Origin of the sequence: Sphingobium anseongense, assembly GCF_037725245.1 — a bacterium.
In the GTDB taxonomy this organism is placed as follows: Bacteria; Pseudomonadota; Alphaproteobacteria; order Sphingomonadales; family Sphingomonadaceae; genus Sphingobium.
Genome location: NZ_JBBJUL010000009.1, coordinates 1 through 22,047, shown reverse-complemented (window position 1 = coordinate 22,047; position 22,047 = coordinate 1). Strand labels below are relative to the sequence as shown.

Annotated in this window: 17 protein-coding genes, 3 pseudogenes and 1 other annotated feature; of the genes and pseudogenes, 7 read left to right on the top strand and 13 right to left on the bottom strand. The window is 61.3% G+C overall.

Going from position 1 to position 22,047, the window contains the following annotated elements; translation table 11 throughout:
• Nucleotides 1-20: 20 nt before the first annotated feature.
• The 4 genes and pseudogenes from WG908_RS12630 to WG908_RS12615 form a co-directional block, all read left to right on the top strand.
• Nucleotides 21-500: an RNA polymerase sigma factor gene (locus WG908_RS12630; RefSeq protein ID WP_340186951.1), complete on the top strand. Its 480-nt coding sequence runs from the start codon at nt 21-23 to the stop codon at nt 498-500.
• Entirely contained in the window at nt 494-1,492 is a 999-nt protein-coding gene (locus tag WG908_RS12625; protein ID WP_340186950.1) for a FecR family protein, read from the top strand. The genes WG908_RS12630 and WG908_RS12625 overlap by 7 nt, the downstream gene beginning before the upstream one ends.
• A gap of 162 nt (nt 1,493-1,654) precedes the next feature.
• Complete coding sequence (locus WG908_RS12620; protein ID WP_340186949.1) at nt 1,655-4,132, top strand: TonB-dependent receptor; 2,478 nt, start codon at nt 1,655-1,657, stop codon at nt 4,130-4,132.
• A gap of 228 nt (nt 4,133-4,360) precedes the next feature.
• Nucleotides 4,361-4,771, top strand: a pseudogene (locus tag WG908_RS12615) (isochorismatase family protein); the annotation flags it as partial.
• Between the two features lie 47 nt (nt 4,772-4,818).
• Here the strand turns inward: WG908_RS12615 and WG908_RS12610 are convergent.
• The 11 genes from WG908_RS12610 to WG908_RS12560 all read right to left on the bottom strand — a co-directional run bounded on the left by WG908_RS12610 (nt 4,819) and on the right by WG908_RS12560 (nt 17,034).
• Entirely contained in the window at nt 4,819-5,556 is a 738-nt protein-coding gene (locus tag WG908_RS12610; RefSeq protein ID WP_340186948.1) for an IclR family transcriptional regulator, read from the bottom strand.
• Between the two features lie 28 nt (nt 5,557-5,584).
• Nucleotides 5,585-6,394, bottom strand: coding sequence for an IclR family transcriptional regulator (locus tag WG908_RS12605; RefSeq protein WP_340186947.1), 810 nt, complete (start codon nt 6,392-6,394; stop codon nt 5,585-5,587).
• 128 nt (nt 6,395-6,522) lie between these two features.
• Nucleotides 6,523-7,782 (bottom strand): spinster family MFS transporter, encoded by a 1,260-nt coding sequence (locus WG908_RS12600; protein WP_340186946.1) that lies wholly within the window; start codon nt 7,780-7,782, stop codon nt 6,523-6,525.
• Nucleotides 7,782-7,985: a DUF2783 domain-containing protein gene (locus WG908_RS12595; RefSeq protein ID WP_340187061.1), complete on the bottom strand. Its 204-nt coding sequence runs from the start codon at nt 7,983-7,985 to the stop codon at nt 7,782-7,784. The genes WG908_RS12600 and WG908_RS12595 overlap by 1 nt, the downstream gene beginning before the upstream one ends.
• A 207-nt stretch (nt 7,986-8,192) precedes the next feature.
• A complete protein-coding gene (locus WG908_RS12590; RefSeq protein ID WP_340186945.1) occupies nt 8,193-9,224 on the bottom strand; it encodes an alpha/beta hydrolase in 1,032 nt (343 codons plus the stop codon).
• Between the two features lie 394 nt (nt 9,225-9,618).
• Nucleotides 9,619-10,482, bottom strand: a complete 864-nt coding sequence (locus WG908_RS12585; RefSeq protein WP_340186944.1) for an LLM class flavin-dependent oxidoreductase — start codon at nt 10,480-10,482, stop codon at nt 9,619-9,621.
• 94 nt (nt 10,483-10,576) lie between these two features.
• Nucleotides 10,577-11,590 carry a zinc-dependent alcohol dehydrogenase family protein gene (locus WG908_RS12580; protein WP_340186943.1) on the bottom strand — a complete coding sequence of 338 codons (1,014 nt, stop codon included), beginning with the start codon at nt 11,588-11,590 and terminating at the stop codon, nt 10,577-10,579.
• A gap of 60 nt (nt 11,591-11,650) precedes the next feature.
• The gene (locus WG908_RS12575; RefSeq protein WP_340186942.1) at nt 11,651-12,715 is read right to left on the bottom strand and encodes an SMP-30/gluconolactonase/LRE family protein; all 1,065 of its coding nucleotides are present in this window, start codon (nt 12,713-12,715) and stop codon (nt 11,651-11,653) included.
• 16 nt (nt 12,716-12,731) lie between these two features.
• Nucleotides 12,732-15,437, bottom strand: a complete 2,706-nt coding sequence (locus WG908_RS12570; RefSeq protein ID WP_340186941.1) for a TonB-dependent receptor — start codon at nt 15,435-15,437, stop codon at nt 12,732-12,734.
• A 68-nt stretch (nt 15,438-15,505) separates the two neighbouring features.
• Nucleotides 15,506-16,459: a FecR family protein gene (locus tag WG908_RS12565; protein ID WP_340186940.1), complete on the bottom strand. Its 954-nt coding sequence runs from the start codon at nt 16,457-16,459 to the stop codon at nt 15,506-15,508.
• Entirely contained in the window at nt 16,459-17,034 is a 576-nt protein-coding gene (locus tag WG908_RS12560) for an RNA polymerase sigma factor (RefSeq protein WP_340186939.1), read from the bottom strand. Before WG908_RS12560 ends, WG908_RS12565 begins: the two co-directional genes overlap by 1 nt.
• A 250-nt stretch (nt 17,035-17,284) precedes the next feature.
• Between WG908_RS12560 and WG908_RS12555 the strand changes: the two genes are divergently transcribed.
• The 3 genes from WG908_RS12555 (at nt 17,285) to WG908_RS12545 (ending at nt 19,809) form a co-directional block, all read left to right on the top strand.
• Nucleotides 17,285-18,544, top strand: coding sequence for an MFS transporter (locus WG908_RS12555; protein ID WP_340186938.1), 1,260 nt, complete (start codon nt 17,285-17,287; stop codon nt 18,542-18,544).
• Nucleotides 18,545-18,601: 57 nt separating this feature from the next.
• Nucleotides 18,602-19,201, top strand: a complete 600-nt coding sequence (locus tag WG908_RS12550) for a hypothetical protein (protein ID WP_340186937.1) — start codon at nt 18,602-18,604, stop codon at nt 19,199-19,201.
• A 305-nt stretch (nt 19,202-19,506) separates the two neighbouring features.
• Nucleotides 19,507-19,809: a hypothetical protein gene (locus WG908_RS12545; RefSeq protein ID WP_340186936.1), complete on the top strand. Its 303-nt coding sequence runs from the start codon at nt 19,507-19,509 to the stop codon at nt 19,807-19,809.
• Between the two features lie 91 nt (nt 19,810-19,900).
• Here the strand turns inward: WG908_RS12545 and WG908_RS12540 are convergent.
• Nucleotides 19,901-20,652 (bottom strand): annotated as a pseudogene (locus tag WG908_RS12540) (SDR family NAD(P)-dependent oxidoreductase).
• A 193-nt stretch (nt 20,653-20,845) separates the two neighbouring features.
• A pseudogene (locus tag WG908_RS12535) lies at nt 20,846-22,030 on the bottom strand (IS3 family transposase); the annotation flags it as partial.
• Nucleotides 21,640-21,756, bottom strand: a sequence feature (AL1L pseudoknot). It overlaps the preceding pseudogene by 117 nt.
• Nucleotides 22,031-22,047 lie beyond the last annotated feature (17 nt).

The following is a 22,047-nucleotide window of genomic DNA, read 5'->3' as shown; positions in this document are numbered from 1 at the left end:
AGAGATATAAAGCGGAGCGGATGGCCAAGGTAAAAGACATGCTGTTAAAAGCCGCGGCAGTGCTGCACCGCCGTGGTGTATCCGTGGATGAGGGGGAAGACCTCGTCCATGACGCTTTCGTGCGGTTGAGCGAATATGAAAAGGTACAGAATGTTCGGTCGCAGGAGGCCGTTCTGGTCCGAACCGCCATCAACATATCCATCGACCATGCGCGACGCAGGGCCAGGGCGCCGGTTGCGACCGCATCTTCGGGGTTGGAGCAGTTTGGCGACGCGCAGCCTGATCCCTTCGAGATTGCCCGGGCGCGCGCTCGTCTGCAACGCGTCAATCAAGGCCTGCAGGAATTGAGCGAGACGAGCCGCCGCATCCTGCTCGCCCGGCGGCTGGACGGGACCAGCGTGGCCGACATCGCGTTCCGCGAAGGCATGTCGGTCGCCGCCGTCGAAAAGCAGATCGCCCGCGCCACATTCTTCCTTATGAAGTGGGTGGAGGAATGGTGACGCCACACCCGACCCCGGAGCAGCAGATCCGGGCCGAGGCCGCGGCCTGGCTTTCGCGCCTGCAGGGTCAGCAGACCCCTGAACTGACGAAAAAGGCTTTCAGAGTCTGGTTCGACGAGGATGAGGCGCATCGCAACGCGTTCGAAGCCGCCACCGAAATCTGGGACATATTGCCTGGAGCCGTCCTGTTGGAGACGTCGTCGGAGCCGAGCGAACGGCCACGCCATCGCCGCACGGCCGCGTTGATCGCCCTGGCCGCAGCCATCCTTGCCATGATCGGCATCGGCTATGCGTGGCTGACCCCGCAGTCCACGGTATATGCGACCACCGTGGGACGGCAGGAAACCATCGTCCTTTCCGATGGGTCGCGCGTCGACCTGAATTCCGACAGCCAGATCACCATGTTTTACAATAATCGCGAACGCCGGTTGCGGCTCGACCGGGGTGAAGCGATGTTCGACGTGCGCAAGGACCCGCGTCGTCCCTTCACCGTCTTGAGCGGCGATGAACGGGTGCGCGCGCTTGGTACGACATTCGTCGTCCGGCGCTTGCCCCGGGCAACCGTCGTCACGCTGACGCATGGGCGGGTCGAAATAGCGCGGGCGCAAGGAATGCGGCAGGTCGCCATGGCCGTGCTCAGCCCAGGCGAGCGCGCCAGCATAACGCAACGGGCGGGCCTGGTTATCGACCGGCCGCCGATCGACATCGTTACCGCGTGGCGCAATGGAGAAGTGATATTCGAGGATGCGAATCTGATGGACGCGGCGCGCGAGATGAACCGCTATGCCGGTTCGAAGTCCGTCGTCGTGGATGCATCCGTCGCGAACCTGCGGATTTCCGGAATTTTCGGTATCGACGAACTTGAACAGTTTGCGATCGCGGCGGCCACGCTGCATCAGCTGAGGATCGAACGACAGGGCGGCGAAATCCGCCTCGTCCCGCCAATGAGGCAGCCGGTGGCCAACAAGGCATCGGAGCGCCGAGCAGGATAATTTTCCCGGCGCATCTTTTTTTGTCCGAAACAGCGAACCCGTTCGTCTAGCATCTGAAGCAAACGGTTCGTCAAATGGACCGAAAAAAAGGGGGAGAGGTCGATGAGGCTTTCGAGCAGGGCATGCTGTGCGTCGAGCATGGCGTTGGCGACGGCGATGGTCGTGAGTGCGCCCGCTATCGCGCAGACATCATATCAGTTCGACCTTCCGAGCCAGACCCTGGCCAGATCGCTTCGGGCGGTCGGCAGCAAGGCGCGGGTCAATATCGCGTTCCGGCCCGAGAGCGTGCGCGACAGGACCGCGCCGGCTTTGCGAGGCGCATATCAGACGGAAGAGGCTTTGGGCCTGTTGCTGCGCGGCAGTGACCTGGCGGCAACGATGGCGCCCGGCGGATCATTTCTGGTGGTGGCCAAGCCGACGCCTTCGTCAAAGCCCGCGTCAATGACGAAGCTGGCGCCTGCAAATTATACCCAGCCCGTCGCCGATCCGATGCCGGCGGCGCAGGTCGGCCCCGACGACGCTGGCGATAGCGAGATCATCGTCACCGCGCAGCGGCGCGAACAGAAATTGCAGGATGTGCCCGTTTCGATCGCGGCCTTTTCGGGCGACCGCCTGCGCGAAATGGGCGCAGGCAACATCAGCGACGTCATTTCCCAGACGCCCGGCGTCCGCTTTCAGGGTGTCGCGGGAAATGCGGGATTGCCGGTTTACAATATCCGCGGCGTCACCATTCTGGATTTCACCTATACCAATGAAAGCTCGGTCGCGATCTATGCGGACGACGTCTATCTGGGCAATCCGTTTTCGGCCAACCAGCAATTGTTCGACGTCGAACGGATCGAAATATTGCGCGGTCCGCAAGGCACGCTTTACGGTCGCAATGCGACCGGCGGCCTGGTTCATTACATTTCCAAGCGCCCTACCGCGCAATTCCAGGGCCAGTTGCTGGGGCAATATTCCAGCTTCAACGACGTCGTGTTCGAAGGCGCGCTGTCCGGTCCGATCAGCGATTCGGTACGCGCGCGCATCGCCGGCCGCTTCAACCGCAACGATGGCTGGCAGACCAGCCAGAGTTTCGGCACCCGGCTTGCGAAGGTGGACCACGCCGTCGCCGTGAGGGCGACGGTGGATGCCGACCTGTCCGACGCGATCTCGATGACCCTGAGCGGCCATTTTGGCGACAGCGCCGGCAGCGAGGATGCTCGGGCAGGCTATGGCAAGCGCAATCCCGCCAATCTCGCGCAGGTTTGTACCCCCGCGCAGGTAAGCGCGGCGCTGTGCGCCAACGCGGTCGGGTTTCGCGATCCCGATCCCGATCCCCGCCGCCCCTTTTCGTCGCGGCGCGATATCCCATACTCGCTGACGTCGGCCGGCGGTTTCCTGAAATTGAATGCGGATATCGGCGACCTGAAATTTACGTCGATCACTGCCGTCGAAGGCGGCCGCAAGCGGGATTCGCTGGATACCGGGTCTACGCCGACCTATGTCGCCGACATCTGGATCGACTATTATATCCGCCATCGCCAGTTCAGCCAGGAATTCAGATTGTCCGGCGATGTCGGTCGGCTGCAATGGATTGCCGGCGGGATTTACTACACGGACACCCGTTTTTTTACGGCGATCCAGCTCGGCCAGAATTTCGGTTCCTATTCGGACCAGAAGATTTCCAGCCTCGGCGCCTTCGCTCAGGCCACCTATGCCCTGACCGACACGCTCAATCTGACCGGCGGGCTTCGATATACGAGCGATGAAAAGACGTTGCGCGCCTATGCCGCCGTCAGGGGGCCGCGTCCCGGAACGCGCGAGGGAACGCCGACCTTCACCTATTCGGGCCGCATCGCCCCCCGGAAAGTGACCTGGCACTTCGGCGCGGACTGGCATGTAACGCCCGATGTGATGCTCTACTCGACCGCTTCCAGCGGATTCAAGACCGGCGGCTATAATACCGCATTCGCCACCACCCAGAACGCGGTCGGACCTGTCGGTTCCGAAACGATCAAGACCTATGAATTCGGGGTAAAGTCGAATCTGTTCGATCGCCGGCTCGTCGCCAATATTGGCGGCTTCTACAGTCAGTACAAGAATATCCAGTCTTCGGCGACCGTGCCCTGTGCGAGTTGTCCGGGGGGCGTCGTGGCGACATATCTCAATATCGGCAATGCGAAGATCAAGGGGATAGAGGCCGAATTGTCCGCGCGCCCGAGCCGTGACCTGACCGCTTCGGTCGGCGCCGCCTATAATTCCAACAGGCTCAGCGCCCCGGCCAACCTGTTGATCGGGGGCCGGCCCATCGACGGAAACAGACTGGCCAATACCCCCAAGTTCAGCGTCAGCGGGCAATTTAGCTGGCACCCATCCCTGGGCGAGGGCAGAGGCTCGCTGATTTTAGGTGGCGACATCATCTATCAAACCAAATTCTTCTTCAGGCCCGATAATAACCCCTATGCGATCCAGGATGGATATGCGCTCGTCGGCGCGCGGCTCGGCTGGGAAACGCCGGGTGGCGTGCGGATTGAAGCATTCGCCAAGAATCTGTTCGACCAGGAATATTTCGTTTCGCAGACGGATGTCGGCGACATCGCGCCAGCGACCTGGGGTATGCCGCGTCAGTTCGGGGTTCGTGCGTCGACCAGCTTCTAGGCTGTATCGACCGTTCAGGCTCGGAAGTCATTGACCGGAGCCAGACGATGACGGCTGCGGTGGGGGCGATGGCGGCGAAGACAATGGTCGCGCGTCGGTGATGGCGGGTAACCGGCGCGGGACCCGTCGAACCCCACCGCTCCCATCGGCTGCAGAGCATCTTGCGCGGCCCATAGTCCTGCCGCGCATCGCGGCACCCGGTCCCGCTTTTCAGAACGGAGACACCCCATGACCATCACCGCCACCCCGACCCCCGGCAAGTCCCTGATTTCCGCCAATGATCACACGCTGATCATGATCGACTTCCGGTCGCAGATGGCCTTTGCCACCAAGTCCATGTCCACTGAGCTGTTGCGCAACAACGCCGCGCTGGTCGCCAATACCGCCGCCGGCTTCAATGTCTCCACCATCCTGACCACCGTCGCCGTCGACAGCTTTTCCGGCCCGATGTTCAGCGAGATTACCGACGCCCTTCCCGGCCAGACGCTGCTCGACCGCACGTCGATGAACACATGGGAAGACGCCGCCGTCATCGACGAGGTCAACCGCATCGGCAAAGAGCGCCTGATCTTTGCGAGCCTGTGGACATCGGTGTGCTTCGTTGGCCCCGTCGCTTCGGCCATCGACCAGGGTTTCGACGGAAGTTCGCCACATTCATCCGACAGGGCAGGCGAACTTCCACCACACTAGGCTCCGCGCGTAAAGTCCAGCAGGGCTTCGGTGGGGCTGCCCGCTCCCTGAACCTCCATAGCCGCTCTGGGGCCGATGATCATGGCGACCAATATGCAGTCGCCATCGCGGAGCACCGGCGCGGCGATGGAGGCCAGTCCCGGCACCGGGCTTTCGATCATCATCGCATAGCCGGACTTGCGGATCTCAGCGATCGCGGAATCGAACGCCGCCTCCTCGCCCTTGGCGGTCGCGCCGGCCAGTTCGCGGGCCAGGCGTTCCGCAACGGCGGGCGACGCGTCGAATGCGCCGAATATTCTTCCGGCGGCGGAGTTGAGAAGATTGAAGGTCGTGCCCGGCCGCAGGTTGCTGTTCACGGACTGGCTGGAGTCGTGAACGCGATAGACGGTCGGCGCGACCGGTCCCCACACCAGCAGCGCGAGCATGACGCCCAACGAATGCGCGAAGTCTGGCGCGCGGGCGTTGATGTTCGACATCGGATCGAACGTCGCCATCCGCGCGCTGGCCAACCGGTTGACCGCCGGCCCCAGGATATAGCGCCCGCTCGCCGGCTCCTGCTCGACCAGTTCGGTCCGGCGAAAGCTCGCCAGATAGGCATGGGCCTGCGCCGCGCTGATCCCGGCCTCCTGCGCCAGATCCCGCAGCATCATCGGCGATCCCGACCGCATCAGGGCCACCAGCAACCGGTTCCCCACCTCGATCGACTGAATGCCCCGTCCCGCGCTTTTGCTCATCGTCCCTGCCCTGCGTCCAACGGAACAGTCATGCCGAAGCGGCCGGGCGCTGATAGCCGGCGCGCGCGGAAATGGCATGCGCCAGATCGATGACGTCGCGAACGCGTGCCGCGGAAGGGGCGATATCGAAGGAAAGGGCCGACCCGATGACCGTGATGGCGCCCGTCAGTTCGCCGCCCGTCTCGAATATCGGCGCGCTCATGGCGCTGACACCGGGAATGGGGTTCGATGTCGTCGTCGCATAGCCGGCTTCACGAATAAGCGGCAGGTCCGCCTTGATCGATCTGAAGTCGGAAACCGGGCCGACGATGCGCGAGGGCATTTTGTCGGCTTTCTGCGCCTTGATCGCCTCCATGATGATCTCGACCCCCAAATTGGCGCAAAATATGCGGCCCGTGGCCGATCCCGTCAGGGAAAAGACGGTTCCGGGCCGAAGCGCCGTGTGGACTTGATCCGATCCTTCATAGACTTGCACGACGGTAGGGCCATAGGCGCCCCAGACGGTGATGACGACCGACATCGCCGTTTCCGCCGCAAACCGCGCCGCCGCGTCCCCGGCCGCCTTGAGCGGATCGAAGCTGCGCAACCGGGCCAACCCGAGCTGGAGCGCGAAGGGACCCAGGCGGTAGCGGCCCGACTGCCTGTCCTGTTCGACGAGGTTGGCGCGGCGATAACTTACGAGATAGGGATGCGCCTGGGCCGGCGCGACCCCGGCTTCCAGCGCGATATCGCGCAGCATCACCAGGTCGCCGGCAGCCGCGATCGCCTCCAATATACGCGCGCCGACCTCTATCGACTGAACTCCGCGCGCCTCCGCAGCCACCCTATCGCCCTCCATTTGCAGCGTCCGTCAGGTTCACCGCTCGTCGTTATGCCCCCGCAGCATCGACGTCGCCATCGCAGCGTCAAGCCCTTATGGCAATAACCGCCTTTGCCGCCCGCACGAAGCCCGGACCCTGCGGGAGATTATTGCGAGGCGAGCGCCCGCTCTCTTGCGCGCGATACAAGACGCGCCGTCACCAGGTTCGCTATCCCTGCGGCGGCGAGGAAGGGCACAAGTCCGCCGAGCGCGATCCGCAACGATTCCGTCCCGTAGCGCCCGTGCAGTCCGTCGCTCATCATCCCGACATAGAGCGGGCCGATGCCCATCCCGACGAGGTTGACGAGCAAGAGCTGGAGCGCGGCGGCCGTACTGCGCTGCGAGGCGTTGACCGAATTTTGTATGAAGCTGACAGCCGGTGTCAGATAGGCGCCGGCGCAGCCAAGGCTCAGCCCCAGCAGGGGCAAGGCGATTTGCCAGCGCTGGACCAGGAGGCCGGCGATCAGGAATGGCACCGCACAGATCATGGCGGCGCAACTGACCCAGGCATAGGCGCGCTTGTCGCCTGCCCCCCGACGGTCTGCGAAAAATCCGCTGAGCCAGGTGCCCGCACCCATGGCGACGGCGACGGTCAGGCTGAGATAGATGCTCACCTGCGTCAACGTCATGCCAAGGACCCGGATCATGTAACCAGGCATCCAGGCCATCAGCGCATAATTGGGGATGCCGCCAATCGCGCATGCCAAGGCAGTGGAAAGGATCGTCGGCGTGCGGAAGAAAATTTTCGCGGTTTCACGAAGCGACGCCTTGGGCTGGACCGCTCCGCCATCCATGCCGCCGCGCTGCGGCTCGGGAACGAGGCAGATCAGCAGCAGTGCGAGCCCCAGCCCTGGAAGCCCGACGACGAACATGCTCGTTCGCCACCCCCACTGCGCTGCCGACCAGCCCGCAAGCGCGGAACCGAGCGCCAGGCCGAACGGCACGCCCAGCGAAAAAACCGCCAGCGCCCGGGCGCGCTGCGATGGGGGGAAGAGGTCGGAGATGATCGAATAGCAAGGGGCGACCCCGCCGGCTTCGCCCAGACCAACGCCGATGCGCGCGGCGGCGAGCTGGACGAAATTCGTGGCCAGTCCGCAGGCGGCGCAACACAGGCTCCACAGCGAACAGGCGGCGGCCAGCACCTTGACCCGCGATATCCGGTCGGCCAGCGCCGCCACCGGCAGACCGAAGCCAGTATAGAATATGGCGAAGGCGAAACCGGTGAGCATGCCCAGTTGGGTGTCGCTCAGCCCAAGGTCGCGCTTGATCGGCTCGGCGAGGACGGACACGACCTGACGGTCCATGAAATTGAAGGTATAGACGGCACAGAGCAATGCCAGCGCCCATCGGGGATCGCGGATCTTCATCAGGATCGCCTTGCCAGGTCCAAAGCCTCGGCCAGTACGGCACCGTTGCCGATATGGTTGGCCAGGATCAGGATCAGCTTTGCGTTAAGCACGGCGCTCTCCTGCTCGTCCAGACCATCGTACAAGGCGATCAAGGCCGCGTAGAAGTCATCGAGGCCTGGATCCCCAACTTCTCCGTCGTGGGCGCCATGTCGGCCGAAGATGCGAAAGGTTTTACCAAGATATCAGCTCCGAATATTGGTCGTTCACGCTCCTGAATGAGCAGAACCCGGTTGAACATATGGTGCGACGGTCAGCCACCAGACCCTATGCGGCAAGCGGACGCTGTCGATCTCGGGCTGAAGCAGGCGTGGGAAATCCAACCTGCATAGGGGGCGTGATCTTGATAACCGCATCTCCTGAATCGCCCTCTAATTGCGCAAATGCTTTTTGAAGAAGTCCGCAGCCCTGGAAATCGCCGTGTCAGACTCAGGCGTGTTCGCGAGCAGCGCGGGGAATACATGGGGCATGCCCTCATAGAGATCGAGTATCGCCTCATGGCCGCCAGCGCGGATCGCCTGATATTGCCTGACCGCTTCGCTGAGGAGCAATTCACGCGTGCCGGCCTGGATCAATGTTGGCGGAAACGCCTTGGTATAATCTCCGAAAAGGGGAGAGATATAAGGGTTCCTGACATCCGTCCCGGCGGCATAGGCGTCCAGATACAGCTTGAAGTCCCGCGCTTCCAGCATCGGATCATAAGGCCCGATGGTGGCAATGGTATCGCCGCTCATCGTCAGGTCGGCGCCTGGCGACAACAGGTAAAGCGCGCCGGGCAATGGGATGCCCTGGTCCCGCATCTTCAGCGTGTACGCGGCCGCCATGTTCCCGCCCGCGGAGTCACCGAACAGTCCCATTCCCCGCGGGTCGTTCCCCGCAGCCATGAGGGCGCGCCACACGGCGATCACCTGATCCGAGATCGTGTTCACATTGCCTCGCGGGGCGAGCGTGTAATCGATCGAGACGACCTCGCGACCCAGCGCCTTGCCCAGCAGGGAAGGAAGTACCTGCATCGAGAGGGCGGAAAGGACAATATAGCCACCGCCGTGAATATAGACGATCGGCGGCCGCCCACGCTGCGCATTGGGAGGAATGATCCTGAGAACACTGACGCCCCCGATCGTTTCCCTGACTGAACGAACGCCCATCGCGTCAGCGAACTTCTGGCTTGGCGGCAGGGCATCGGCTTCGACTGCCGCATTCATCCGGTCAAAGTCTTCAAGCGTTTTGAGCGGCGGCATGGGCGGGCGCGCTTCGGACTGCGCGTAGATCACGCAAAGCTTCGCCGCCGCCTGTTTCGACACGCTTTCGGGCACGCGGAAGCGAAGGTTGGGATTGGGTGGACACTCTGCTGCGGCCGCCGGCGCGGCATGGGCAGCGAGGCCGAGCAACATCATGAACATGGCAGCCCGCATGAATCCACCCCCCCCAATCCGACCGCCTCGCGACCCCATGGCATCGCAGGAACCCCTTAATCGGGAGCGATATATCATTGCCTATGATTATTTCAATACAAACTGATTTGTTTTTCGTAAACTGTAGACAACGAGTGACGGCTTTGACGTTTTGTTGCGGGCGCGGGCGGTCAGTCTCGCTCGTCGAAAGGGTGCGCAGACCCACGCAGACGCGGCGGATGGCGCAGTGTTGCAGATGGCGCGGAACGATGGCGTGATGTCCAAGGGCCGTCTCGAAATGCGCTCCTTCGCGCATTTCGGACAGACCCTAAGTCGGCGACCTGCATCACCCATGCCGTCTACGATCGGCCGGTAGAAAAGCGTATAAAGGTCGAACGCCCTTCTATCTTCGCGCTATGACTTCATCGGAAAATCTTTTAAATCTATCAATCTTTTCGGAAATCGGTTCTAGATTTTCTCCTATTTCATAAATATTCCTGAAAAATAAGATAAGATCTGTCACGCCCGAATCTTCCTTCCGCCTCACATCGTCGTAGGTGACTTCGCCCATATCGGACTCGAATATACGGAAATCGCCAGTTCGTCCGTAGTCTGAGCGGAAGGAATTCAATTTCTTGATCATCGCGACCAGCTCCGCGAACGACGCCCCTGCGCAACTCCAACCATCGTTCCGCGCAGCGCGCTTCAAAGCAGGATCGGAGTGCCCACCCACGATGATTGGCAAGGGGCGGACCGGAATCGGATTGATCTTGATCGCCGGAAAGTCGTAATATTTTCCGTGATATTCGAAATAGCCCCCGCCAGTCAGCCCTCGAACTATTTCAATGCATTCGTCCAGCCGGCCTCCGCGGCCCTCGTAAGGAACACCGAGGGTGATATAGTCTTCCGGCCAGGGGCTCAGACCCACACCAAAGTTAAATCGGCCGTTCGCTATTGCCGCTACGGAGCTGGCTAGCTTCGCCGCATATACAGGGTGCCGCATGGGAAGCTTTACCACACTCGTCGTGATTTCCAGCGAAGTGGCGACACCGATTGCGGAGGCGAGCACGAAGCTTTCCACGACCGGCTTGTTTTCGATGAACGCACGAGAGCCATCCGCGCCATATTCATAGCTTGTCTGACTATCTTGGGGATAAACAATGCTGTCGGAAATCGCAAAACCGTCATACCCCAGAGATTCCAGAGCTTTGGCGAAGGGCAGGTAGTTCTTCACCGGGTTAACCGCTTCTCCGACGTGGAAGCGCATTGCTTTATCCTCCATTGATTTGAACTATGGCGGCAGGTCGGCCCACACTACCCGAGTGGCCACGCCACGCGAGGCCGCTCGGTTCGTGCGGGTGCTATTTGCTGACCTCGATGACGACTTTCCCGACATGGCTGCCGCTTTCAAGACGGCGATACGCATCTCTATACTCGGCAAAGGGGAATATACTGTCGATGACTGGCGTGACCTTGTGCTGGGCCATCGCTGCGACCAGGGCCTCGAAGTCCCTGCGTGGGCCGATGGCTGTGCCCGCTACATTGAGCGACCGCCCCAATATGTCGATCGGCGGCAATCCGCCGCCAAAGCCGCTCGTGAAGCCCACCACGGCGATGTCGCCGCCGATCCTGGTCGCCGCCGCCGACTTTACGATCGTCTGCTCGCCGGCGATGTCGATCACCTTGTCGACCCCTTTGCCGTTGGTGAGGGCAAGGATTTCGTGCTCCCAATCGGGGACTTTACGGTAGTTCACCACAGCGTCGGCGCCGAGTTCTTCGAGCGTCCTAGCCTTTTCGTCCGTCGACGTGATCGCCAGGACGCGAGCACCGAACATCCGCGCCACCTGGAGCGCGAACAGGGCGACGCCGCCCGTGCCCTGGACCAGAACCGTCTGGCCCGGCTGGAGGGGCGATGACCGATTGAGACCTGTCCAGGCAGTAACAGCCGCGCAGGGGAGGCAGGCCGCCTCGACGAACGACAGGCTCGCGGGCAGATGAACGATGGCGTTTTCGTGCAGCAAAATATGGTCGGCCAACATCCCGTCTCTGCTGATGCCGACACTATCCAGCCGGTGCTCCCAAAGCGGGGGGCCGTCGATCCAGTGCGGGTGGCAGCTGGCCGTCACTCTGTCGCCTGGTTTCGCCCGAGTGACGCCCTCTCCGACCGCGACGACCTCGCCGGCACCGTCCGAGAGCGGTACGCCATATGTCTTGAGCGGCCCGAGATATTTACCGTCCAGAATGATCTGGTCCCGGTAATTCAGGGACGCGGCGTGCACACGGATCAATACATCATAAGCCCCCGGCGTCGGCGTCGGCTCATCATGTAATTCCAGACCTGGCTTCTCGCTCGCCGTCCATCTTACAGCTTTCATGTCTCCATTCTCCCAAGATAGTGCAGCAGCGATAACGCCGGGGCGAGCCATGCCGCCTTGTCAGGGGCCGGACGAGGCAGCGGCCGTAGCGAACGCGCCGGCGCGATGAATCTTGGCCGTGCGCCCCGGATAATCGCTCGACAGGATATAGAGTTCGCGGGTGCCGGGCTTGATCGCCATGCTGGTGGTGAAGAGCATCTCCCCGCGATCGCGATCGGGGATCAGTATCTGGCCGATCGGTACGCCTTTGCGATTGAACACCATCACCCGGCCCTCGCCGGCGAGGGCGGCATAGACGTTGCCGTCGACGTCCGTTCGCAGCGAATCCACCGTTGCGCCGGTGAAATGGTAGCGGATCGTCGTGCCGACCACGGGCGAAATCTGCGTTGGCGTCGCAAGGTCGATGCGATGGAGAAACCCCGTCCCCACTTCGCCGACCCACAAAGTCTTGCCGTCCGGGCTGATCGCGATCCCGTTGGGCATCGAAAGATGCGTGATAATAGGGGTTATCGTCTTCATGTCCGGTGCGACATGATAAACCCCGCCAATGGGGTTGGCATTGTTGCCCTGGAAGTCGGTGAAGTAGAAACCGCCTTCCTTGTCCATGGCGAGGTCGTTGGGAATATAGCCCGCCTTGGGATCGATGATGACCTGTTTGTCGGAACCGTCGGGCCGGATCGAGAATATCGATCCGGCCTGCGTGGCGCTGCCGATTCCTGCTACGATTATGCGGCCGTTCTTATGAAAGGCCAGACCAGCAGAGCCGGCCGCGTTCTTCGGCAGGATCATCGTCAGATCCTGTTTGGGCGAAAGCCGCATCACTCGGCCGCCTTGCACTTCGACGAACAGCAGCTTGTCCTGTTCGTCGAACACCGGCCCTTCTATGAAGAGATTCTGATCCATCCCGCCGAACGCCGGCATGCTGGTCGTCATGCTGTACCAGGGTTCGGCGACGATCGTCTGGAGGCCCTTTTCATTCTCGGGAATCACCGGCGCGCGGCTGGTCGTGGGATAGGCGAGCGCAGGATAGGATATGGGGCCCGCTTTCGACGGGGCCTGCGCCTTTGCCTGGCCCGCACAAATCGTGCAGGCCAGGACCATCAACCATTTGGATGCATTCAGCACTATATGCTCCTTGCCGTCAGAACTTGGTCGATACGCGCAGCATGATCTCGCGACCGCGGCTGACATACGACTGGAGATCGCCGAGAACAGCGGGGCCAGTTTCGTTGCCTGGTGCTGTGCCTGTATTGGGAACGTTGCTGGCCCTGACGAAATAATATTCATCGGTGAGGTTACGGCCGATCAGCGCGATGTCCCAACGATCATCCTGCTCCGAGAGGCGCAGCGTCGCATCGAACAGCTGGTAGTTGGGCACCCGTCCCTGCGGGATAGAGCCCGGGTCCGAAAGATAGCTGGCGCTGAAGGTCATGTTGGTCGACAGGCCCAGTTTCATGCCCGACCCGATCGGCGTTTCATAATCGAAGCCGACATTACCCGTCCATTCGGGCGTGCGGACCACTTCCGTGCCGGCCAGGTTCTGCAACGATCCATTGACGCCGGGCGCCGCAGGCATGCCCGATCCCGGCTGCCCCGGCACCGGCACGAATGTGCAACCAAGGGCCTTGCTCTGACCCCGATAGCAGTTCGCAAAATAATCGACATAGCGCGCCCTGTTATAGGCCACGGCGCCGTGCAGGCTCAGCCCCTGCAGCGGCGTGCGGTAGGAGAAGTCGAATTCCCCGCCCTTGCTCCGCACCTTGCCGACATTCTTGAGTTCCTGGAAAGCGCCGGTGCTGAGCGTGACCTGCAAGCCCTTCACCTCATAGGTGTAAAGCGCGAGACTGGTGCGCAGGGCACCGTCTAGCAAGGATGCCTTGGCCCCGGCTTCGAAGCCCTTGACGGTTTGCTGGTCGTAATCCAGCGGCAGGGCGAAGTTGGCGGCGCCCCCGTTATAACCGCCGGAGATGAAGCCGTGCTTGTAGGAACCGTAGATGTTCAGGTTCCGGTCGGGATGATAGGACAGCGTGAATTCGGGCGAGAAATCGTTCCAGCTGTTCTTGGAACCCTGGGCGAGAATAGGCACCCGTGGCAGAAGAAGGCCGGTCACCGGATCGACGGCGGTCTGGCTTTCCGCGACCGGCAACTTTTTCTTCTCATAGGAATAACGGCCACCGCCGGAAAACTGGATCTGGTCGGTGATATCCCATTGCATCTGCATAAAGCCCGAATAGGCGGTGCCCTTCTGCTCGTGATGGGAGTTGGCGACCACCGCTGGAACCAGCGGCGCCACCGTCGTGAAACTGGAACCGTTGAGAAAGGCGGCCAGACCCTGTTTGGCCGTGCTCTTCTGGAAATGCCCGCCGATCATGAAATTGACCGGCCCGTCGAAATTGCTGGTGAGGCGAAGTTCTTCCGATAATTCGGTGAAGCTCAGCCGTTGATTGGATGCCAGCATGCGCGAGGGCACATAGGTTGCGGTCACGTTGACGAAGGAGTCCGCCTTCATGTGATAGAGGCCGGTCACCGAGGTCAGCGTCAGTTCGTCGCTCGGTCGATAGTTCATTTCATAGCCGATCAGCAGCTGCTTCTGAGCGCCCCGCAACTGGCCATCATTCTCGCCGAAAGCCGGATAGCGCAAGGCGAAATTCGGGGTACGCGCCCCCACGGAAACCTTGTCGTCGGCGCGGCAATCGTCGATCTGGCCGGATTGCGGCGCGCCATTGGGACAGGATACGAGTTGGAGGTTCGACGTATATCCGTCATCCTTGAGCTTGCCATAGGTGACCTTCAGGCGGGCATCGAAATTGTCCGCAGGCTCATATTTCAATGTTCCGCGCACGGCGAATTCTTCGGCCCTGGGCGCATATTGGTGCTTGGGCGCGGTGATTTCGCTGCGCGGCGTGATGTTGCGCACCCAGCCGCGCATCTTCGAACCATAAGCCGCGAGGCGAAAGCCGAGGCTGTCGGTGATCGGGCCGGATATATAGCCTTCGCCACGCCATTCATGGGCGTTGAACTCATAGCCGACCGAGGCCTTGCCCTGGAAATCTTTCGTCGGATCGCCGGTGCGGATGGAGATGACGCCGCCGGGGCTGTTCTTGCCGTAGAACAGCGCCTGAGGCCCTTTCAGCACTTCGACCTGCTGCATGTCCATCTGTCCCATGCGACGGACGGAGGCGCGCGCGACCTGCACGCCATCGATGTTGAACGACACGGCCTGATCGGCGAAAGGATTGCCGTCCGAACCGCTGATACCCCGGATCACGATGCTGCCGCCCTGGGCAGTGCCGCCGTCGCCGACGATCAGCTGGGGCACGAGGCGGGCGATACCATCCATCGAATTGATGCCGCGCTTTTCCAGCTCGGCACCCGTTACCGCCGTGATCGCCACGGGCACGTCGATCAGCGTCTCCTCCCGCTTGCGCGCCGTCACGATGATGTCGCCCGTACCCGCGTCGACGGATGCCGGAGCAGGCGCAGCCGCCGGCTCGCCGCGAATCGTGGACGAAGATTCCCCCTGATAGGCAATGGGACGCGCCCTTGGCACTTCCCGCACGATCGCCTGCGCGCCCGAAGGATCGCGCTTCGCCTCAAAGCCCGTGCCCCTGAGCAAATCGATCAGCGCGGCTTCGGGCGAGGCGTTACCGCTCGTTCCGCCCGTGACGGCGCCCCCGAACTGATCGGGTCGATACACCATCTGAAGCCCCGATTCTCGGGCCAGCTGCTGGAGCGCGCGCGCCAGATCTCCCCGAGGAATAGTGTAGCCCTGCGCCAGTGCGGGCGCGGCATAGGTCAGCAGGCTCCCGCAAATAGTTACAGTTGCGGCGCGCTTCCAATTTTTCATGACATCTCCCCTGTCGCGGCTGCTTTGCCGTCCCAAGCCAGGACTATCGGGACACGAAAAACCCTATTTCAACGCTGCAAAAATATTTTTCCGTCCGTGGCGCGCGACACGCGCACATCATACACCTCTTTCAACAGCCGGACGAATCCTTGGCGATTGCCCAGCTGGAATGTCCCGCCGATCGGCATCGCGGCGAGAGGGGCGCCCTTCACGACAATGGGATTGCGATTATAGCGATTAAGCTCCGCCACCGCCTGACCCAGCGTTTTACCATCCAGCACCAGCACGCCATCGCGCCAGCGCAGCCCCTGCTGAAGCTGGTCCAGCGGTTCACGCCTGACGATGGTCGCCACGCTGTTCGCCACCGCCGTCGATCCGCCGGGCAGCACCGTCGATCCCAAGGAGGCACTACGCCCGACGCCCTTAAGCTGGACCGCGCCCTGAACAACGGCGACGCGCAACAATTCGCCTTCACGACGCACCGAGAATTTGGTGCCGAGCACCGTCACATCATGCGCGCCGGCATGGATGACGAACGGCCGCGCCGGATCATGCGCGATCTGAAAATAGGCTTCGCCCCCGCTGACCCATGCGACACGCCGTTCCTGTTCGAGGGCAAGGCGAATTTTGGTGTTCGTATTGAGTTCGATCGTACTTCCGTCCGGCAGATGGGCGGTGCGCCGCTCGCCGATATGCGTTTCGAGGGTGACGATCTGAACCGGCTCGGACTGGGGCCACATGACATATCCCAAAACCGCCATGACGAGCGAGGCCGCCAGCGCGAACGCCGCGACGGAATGCCACTTGCGTTGCACAGGGTGCGGCAGGTCGACCGGATTATAGAGCGCCCGCAGCCGGTCCGTCTGGCGCGATCCTTCCTCCAGCCGCCAAAGGGCGGCCTTGTGCGCTAGGGATTCGGCCAGCCATGCATCCAGTTCGACCTGATCGGCCTGCGACCAGTCATCCTCGTCGCGACGCATGATGAACCGCGCGGCGCGCGCTTCGGTGATATCGGCCGACATCACACGCCCTCCCGTGGCTTGCCGACCGGGATCGCTGCGCATTCGGCAGCGGGGGGAAGCGCGCTGTCCAGCATGTGGCTGGCAAGCAGGCGTGTACCCCGCGTGATATGCTGCTCCACCGCCTCGATGCCGATGCCCAGCTGGTCCGCGATCTCGCGTATCTTCATTCCCTGGACCTTGCGCAGCCGCATGACTTCACGGCAGCGGGGGGGCAAGCGCTCCAAGCCTTCCCGGGCGCGGGCCAACTCCTGACTGGCGCTCACACGCCTTTCGGGCGTCAGCCAGTCGACATGCACGGACAATCGTTCAAGGTCGGCCACGAAATCGAACCGGACGATGCGCGCCCGCTTGGCGCGGGTGATGAGCAGATTGCGCGCTATCGTAAAGACATAGGCGGCGGCGCGATCGGGCAGGCCCCGGCCGGCGCCACGCAGCGCCTTTTCATAGACTTCCTGCCGCAGATCGGCGACCTCGTCCCCTTGCGAACAATGGCGACGCAGAAAGGCGGTCAGCGAGGGCTCAAGGATGAGCACCTCCCGACGAAACCAACTGTTCAACTCGTTATCGCTGAGCATATTTTATTCGCCCGCAATTAGGCCCACAGGTCAAGACTCATGGAAACCCAAATACCCTATTCCTGACAACATATGCGGATACGAGATAACGCATGCATTTCGGGCTGAAGGTATCTCGTCTTCCCTGTGCAGTCGGTGGTGATCGGTTTGATAGATTGCGCCCCGGTGATATGTCGGTTAACTGCTAGCCCAAGAATAATACCGCGAACCCGAGAACCTTGGGTAATCTGCCGGACAGGAGAGGAGTTCCATGCATACACAGACCGATCTGCCATTCTCGGGATGGAGAGTGATTCTGCCCTGCTTTCTGGCGCAAAATCTCGCTGCTGGCTTCGCCTTCGGATCCTTCGGGCCGCTGCTCGCCAGCACCGAGCAGCATTTCGGCGTAACCCGCGCCGTTGCGGCCACGGGGATGAGCCTGATCATGCTGGCCGTCGGCGGCCTGGCTCCCTTGCTGGGGGGACTGCTGCAAAAAGTCTCGGTAAGAAGCGCGATGATCGGTGCCGCGGCGCTCAGCGCGGTTGGCTATTGGGGCCTCGCCCTTCTTCCTTCGTTCGGCCTCGCCCTCTTGATGTTTGCCATGATCGGCACGGGCGTGTGCCTGTTGGCGATACTGGGTCCGTTGACGCTGGTCAGTCGATGGTTCATCTCCGGCCAGGCAAAGGTCCTGAGCATCGTAAACCTGCCGATCGCGCTGTTTGTGACGCCTTTCATCGTCGCCGAACTGCTGCCGGAATATGGGCGATTTGCGGTTCTCGGGGGGATCGCGACGATCTTCCTTCTGTTGATCCCCGCGCTGCTGCTGATCGTGGATTATCCTGGACGGATCGGTCAGACCCCGCGCGGGACAAATATGGACCCGGGTGGCGCATCGGGCCAGGGGACCGCCGGGGATCGGCAGCTGTCGACGCGCGAAATTCTTGCCAGCCTACCCTTCTGGCTGCTGTCGCTTGCGATCGGCGTGATATCGGGATCGGGCATAGCGTTTCTCGTCCATATCGTCCCCTTCGGCATGGAGCGGGATTTGTCCCTGCAGGCCGCATCGGGGCTGCTTTCCGTCTATGCCGGCGCCGGAATTTTCGGCACCTTGCTCGTTGGCTGGATAACGGACCGTATTGGCCCTCCTTCCACGCTCGCGCTCACAACTTTATGCGCGGGGCTGGTGTGGTGGGGGCTGCTGTATGTGGCGGGCTTGCCCTTGTTCGCGCTCGCGGCGCTAATGGGAATGTGCGTAGTCCCGGTGACGACGATGCACGGCGCGGCACTCAGCAGGCTGGTAGGGGCTGCGAGCATCAGCCGGGCGATGGGGATCAGCTATGCGATCGTCCTGCCCTTCATTTTCGGCTTCGCACCGCTGGTCGGCTTTCTGTTCGATCACGCTGATGGATACAGACTGCCCTTCCTGGTGACCGCGGGCCTTCTCGCCATTGCCTCCCTGGGCTCTGTGCTGATGATCTTCGCGGTTCGCAAACAGAAGCAGCCATTCGAAGCGGTGGTTGGGCAAGCATAGGGCCTAGGCGGCATGGACAAATTCAGGTTAGTGATCGAGCTTTGATGCGAATGGCGGTTGATCGCGCATAACGATGCCGATCTTGGCGCTCAGATGCACCGGCAAGGTTTGGACCAGCCCAAACATCTGATCGTCAGGAAGCGGCGTGAAGATCAATACGCTCAACCCGCCATCGTCCTTGTCGATGGCCACCGGGGAATAGCCGCGCGCTTCCAGGTGCGCGATGGCAACAGCCTCATTTTCGGGAAGGACGGTAAATCTCGTGGGTATTGGCTTCTGCTTGCCGAACAACGGGGCAATGCGGGCAAGCCGCTACGATCCTCACAGGAAATGTTCGAACTCGGCTATGATTTCCTCTCAAAGCCTTCAAATCTTTGGAAAAGTGATCGCGCCGAAGACAAGCAAACGGTGATCCGATTGGTCTTAGCAGACCGTCTTACATACGCACGAAATCGAGGGTTTCGAACCCCGAAAACCTCGCCCATTTTCAAAGCCTTGGAAGCAATGAAAACAGGAAATTGTATGATGGCGGAGCGGCAGGGATTAATAACCGTGAATAAAAACGGCAGAAATCCAAACTTTTCTTGCACGTTACCTAAGGCTTTACCACACCATTTCCCACAGGTGCCTCTACTGATCATAAAATCACCAGCTTGATAGCATCATGGCGGACGACCTTGGATGTGTCCAGACACTTTTACTCACGCATGATTGGCCGTTGGTGAATGTCCCGTTCGGACCCGGGATGCGGGAAAAGCTGCTGTTTTCGCGGTGTCGCCTCGCGACCAACTCACGACATTTAGCGCTGATGGCGTTAACGACCGCTCTTACTGAAACCCGTCATTTAGTTGATGCAAACTGGCCGATTTCTCCTCCAGTCATAACTGGAGTCCGGGGTTGTCATCGTGCCCATACGGGCGGGGTTGCACAAGCCGCCTGGCAGCATCGGCGGGCGTCAGGTAATGAGCGACTACAAAGGTGCAGCCCTGATGATCGATGCTTTTCCAAAGGCGCAGGCCTTGCTGGGCGACAAGGGATACGACGCCGACTGGTTCCGCAACGCTCTGATCGAACGCGGGATCACGCCCTGCATCCCGGCAAAGAGCAATCGAAAAGTACCGATCCCCCACGACCGCATTCTCTATCGCAACGCCACCACGTCGAAAACATGTTTGGAAAGCTCAATGACTGGCGACGCATCCATACGCGCTACGATCGTTGTGTCCACACCTTCATGTCGGCCATCTGCATCGCGGCAACCATGATCTTCTGGTCTAATCAACGAGTTCTGACCCTGGAAGAGATTTTGCGCCATTTCCCACAAATCGTCGGTCCGAAGCCTGGTCTGGTTTCGGACTATTTTGACTTAACGCCGCCGTCGACGCGCAGTAAGGTGCCGGTGATGTAGCTTGCCGCGTCGGATGCCAGAAAAAGGACCGGTTCAGCGATTTCTTCGGGGCTTGCAAACCGGCCAAGAGGCGTATTCGCTCGTACAGCCCTCTGCATCTCCGGGATATCAGCCATGCCGTCGAAGATGTTGGTGTCGACGCCTCCGGGCGCCACTGCGTTGATCCGCACGCCATCGGCTGCGGCTTCGCAGGCGAACTGGTCCACCAAGCCTGCCACACCATGTTTGGAAGCGGTATAGGCGGTTCCGCCTTGCATGCCGCCCAAGCTGGCGATTGACGCCGTAACAACGACATTGCCTTTGGTCTTCACAAGATGCGGAAGCGCGGCGCGGATGGCATAAAAGGTGCCGGAAAGGTTGACGCCCATGATCCGTGACCACAATTCGTCATCAATTTCCGCGCTGAGGGCGCCCTTGTCGATGATAGCAGCATGCTGAATAGAATGTCTAGCTTGCCAAACGTTTCAACGGCAGCCTCGCACATCGAGGTAACTTCTTGCGAACTTGAAACATCGACCCTTCGCGCAATCGCTTGCCCCCCATGATCCGCAATAAGAGCCACCGTCTCCTCGGCGCGGTCTTCGCGGATGTCGGCGACCAGGACGGTCGTGCCCTCACGGGCAAAGGCGCGGGCTGTCGCGCGCCCTATGCCGGACCCGCCGCCGGTAACGATTACGACTTTGTCAATGAACCGGTGCATCCGTACTCCTTGATTATTATGATTTGATCGGCTGCCGAACATAGTCATGGGCGGGAGCCGAGAGGAACACTAAATGATACGAGAATTTCGATGCTTGTAAAGTCCAGCTCGGCATGCTGTGAACCGCGCCGGGTTTGCCGGAGGCATTGGGTTGTGAGTCACGCTGCCATATCGATGTTGTGTGCGGCAGCATGAATTGATCTTCGGCTTCGGCAGGCGGGATGTTGCCAATGGGCTCTAGCAGCCGGCGATGGTTGAACCAGTCGACCCATTCCAGCGTGGCGTACTCGACCGCTTCGAAGCTGCGCTACGGCCCGCGCCTGGGGATCACCTCTGCTTTGTAAAGGCCGTTGATCGTCTCGGCCAAAGCATTGTCGTGGCTGTCGCCGACGCTGCCGACCGAGGGCTCGATCCCGGCCTCGGCGAGGCGTTCGGTGTACTTGATGGACACGTATTGCGACCCACGATCGCTATGATGGATCAGGCCGCCCCGATGGGTCGGGCGGCGATCGTGAAGCGCCTGTTCCAGGGCATCGAGGACGAAGCTGGCATGCGCCATCCTGCTGGCTCGCCAGCCGACGATCCGCCGAGCATAGGTGTCGATGACGAGGGCGACGTAGACGAACCCCGCCCAGGTCGCGACGTAGGTGAAGTCCGACACCCACAGCATGTTCGGCGCTGGCGCGTAGAACTGGCGGTTGACGTGATCGAGTGAGCATGGTGCCGCCTTGTCGCTGATGGTCGTGCGGCCGGCTTGCCCCGGATCACCCCTGCCAAGCCCATCTCACGCATCAGCCGGGCTACGGTACAGCGGGCGATCGGAAAGCCCTCCCGCATCATCTGCCGCCAGACCTTGCGTACACCGTAGACCGCGAAGTTCTCAGCGAACACGCGCGCGACCTCGGGCTTGAGGACCGCATCCTGCCGTGCCCGCGCCGACAGGCGTGTCGGATCCTGTCGCTGCGCGACGCGCTCGTGGTAGGTGGATGGGGCGATCGGCAGGACGCGGCAGATCGGCTCGACCCCATAGGCATCGCGGTGATCGTCAATAAATGCGATCATCGCCGGAACGGGCGGTCGAGCTCCGCCTGAGCAAAATATGCTGACGCCTTGCGCAGAATCTCGTTGGCCTGCCGCAGCTCACGGACCTCGCGCTCCAGCGCCTTTACCTTGTCGGCAACCTCGACCGGGATGCCAGCGCGCTTGCCGCTGTTGACCTCGCCTCTTCACCCACTCATGCAGCGTCTGCGGAACGCAGCCGATCTTCTCCGCAATCGACACTACTGCCGCCCAGTGGGATGAAAAATCGCGCTCGTGATCGGTCACCATCCGCGCGCTCGCGCACCTCTGGTGCAAACTTGTTCGTTGCCTTGCTCATACAGGCTCCACCTTCTC

What these genes read in the sequence shown, in the direction of transcription:
- WG908_RS12570 (WP_340186941.1), bottom strand. Translation starts at nt 15,437, where the DNA reads ATGAAAAATTGGAAGCGCGCCGCAACTGTAACTATTTGCGGGAGCCTG.
- WG908_RS12580 (WP_340186943.1), bottom strand. Translation starts at nt 11,590, where the DNA reads ATGAAAGCTGTAAGATGGACGGCGAGCGAGAAGCCAGGTCTGGAATTA.
- WG908_RS12565 (WP_340186940.1), bottom strand. Translation starts at nt 16,459, where the DNA reads ATGTCGGCCGATATCACCGAAGCGCGCGCCGCGCGGTTCATCATGCGT.
- WG908_RS12600 (WP_340186946.1), bottom strand. Translation starts at nt 7,782, where the DNA reads ATGAAGATCCGCGATCCCCGATGGGCGCTGGCATTGCTCTGTGCCGTC.
- WG908_RS12545 (WP_340186936.1), top strand. Translation starts at nt 19,507, where the DNA reads ATGAGCGACTACAAAGGTGCAGCCCTGATGATCGATGCTTTTCCAAAG.
- WG908_RS12590 (WP_340186945.1), bottom strand. Translation starts at nt 9,224, where the DNA reads ATGTTCATGATGTTGCTCGGCCTCGCTGCCCATGCCGCGCCGGCGGCC.
- WG908_RS12560 (WP_340186939.1), bottom strand. Translation starts at nt 17,034, where the DNA reads ATGCTCAGCGATAACGAGTTGAACAGTTGGTTTCGTCGGGAGGTGCTC.
- WG908_RS12555 (WP_340186938.1), top strand. Translation starts at nt 17,285, where the DNA reads ATGCATACACAGACCGATCTGCCATTCTCGGGATGGAGAGTGATTCTG.
- WG908_RS12625 (WP_340186950.1), top strand. Translation starts at nt 494, where the DNA reads ATGGTGACGCCACACCCGACCCCGGAGCAGCAGATCCGGGCCGAGGCC.
- WG908_RS12605 (WP_340186947.1), bottom strand. Translation starts at nt 6,394, where the DNA reads ATGGAGGGCGATAGGGTGGCTGCGGAGGCGCGCGGAGTTCAGTCGATA.
- WG908_RS12610 (WP_340186948.1), bottom strand. Translation starts at nt 5,556, where the DNA reads ATGAGCAAAAGCGCGGGACGGGGCATTCAGTCGATCGAGGTGGGGAAC.
- WG908_RS12585 (WP_340186944.1), bottom strand. Translation starts at nt 10,482, where the DNA reads ATGCGCTTCCACGTCGGAGAAGCGGTTAACCCGGTGAAGAACTACCTG.
- WG908_RS12630 (WP_340186951.1), top strand. Translation starts at nt 21, where the DNA reads ATGGCCAAGGTAAAAGACATGCTGTTAAAAGCCGCGGCAGTGCTGCAC.